The sequence below is a fragment of the Gilliamella sp. wkB308 genome, assembly GCF_001690185.1.
Classification (GTDB): domain Bacteria; phylum Pseudomonadota; class Gammaproteobacteria; order Enterobacterales; family Orbaceae; genus Gilliamella; species Gilliamella apicola_I.
Genome location: NZ_LZGN01000027.1, coordinates 1 through 1,016 on the forward strand (window position 1 = coordinate 1; position 1,016 = coordinate 1,016).

At 51.4% G+C, this 1,016-nt stretch carries 1 rRNA gene; it reads left to right on the forward strand.

The features are described from left to right. Window positions 1–1,016 (forward strand): 23S ribosomal RNA (locus A9G10_RS04185); the annotation flags it as partial.

The window sequence follows — 1,016 nt, forward strand, 5'->3', positions numbered from 1 at the left end:
ACAGCTAGGATGTTGGCTTAGAAGCAGCCATCATTTAAAGAAAGCGTAATAGCTCACTAGTCGAGTCGGCCTGCGCGGAAGATGTAACGGGGCTAAAACTATGCACCGAAGCTGCGGCAGTGCACGTAAGTGTATTGGGTAGGGGAGCGTTCTGTAAGCCGTAGAAGGTATGTTGTGAGGCATGCTGGAGGTATCAGAAGTGCGAATGCTGACATAAGTAACGATAAAGCGGGTGAAAAGCCCGCTCGCTGGAAGACCAAGGGTTCCTGTCCAACGTTAATCGGGGCAGGGTGAGTCGACCCCTAAGGAGAGGCCGAAGGGCGTATCTGATGGGAAACGGGTTAATATTCCCGTACTGGCTATAACTGCGATGGGGGGACGAAGAAGGCTAGGTTTACCACCTATTGGATGGTGGGTTAAGCGTGTAGGGGTGTGATTAGGCAAATCCGGTCACTGAGACCCTGAGGCGTGATGACGAGCTACTAAGGTAGTGAAGTAATTGATGCCCTGCTTCCAGGAAAATCCTCTAAGCTTCAGGTTATAGTTAATCGTACCCGAAACCGACACAGGTGGTCAGGTAGAGAATACTCAGGCGCTTGAGAGAACTCGGGTGAAGGAACTAGGCAAAATGGTGCCGTAACTTCGGGAGAAGGCACGCTGATGGTAATTGAAATCCCGCGCGGATGTAGGTGAAGTCAGTCGAAGATACCAGCTGGCTGCAACTGTTTAATAAAAACACAGCACTGTGCAAACACGAAAGTGGACGTATACGGTGTGACGCCTGCCCGGTGCTGGAAGGTTAATTGATGGGGTTATGCGTAAGCAGAAGCTCTTGATCGAAGCCCCAGTAAACGGCGGCCGTAACTATAACGGTCCTAAGGTAGCGAAATTCCTTGTCGGGTAAGTTCCGACCTGCACGAATGGCGTAATGATGGCCAGGCTGTCTCCACCCGAGACTCAGTGAAATTGAAATCGCCGTGAAGATGCGGTGTACCCGTGGCAAGACGGAAAGACCC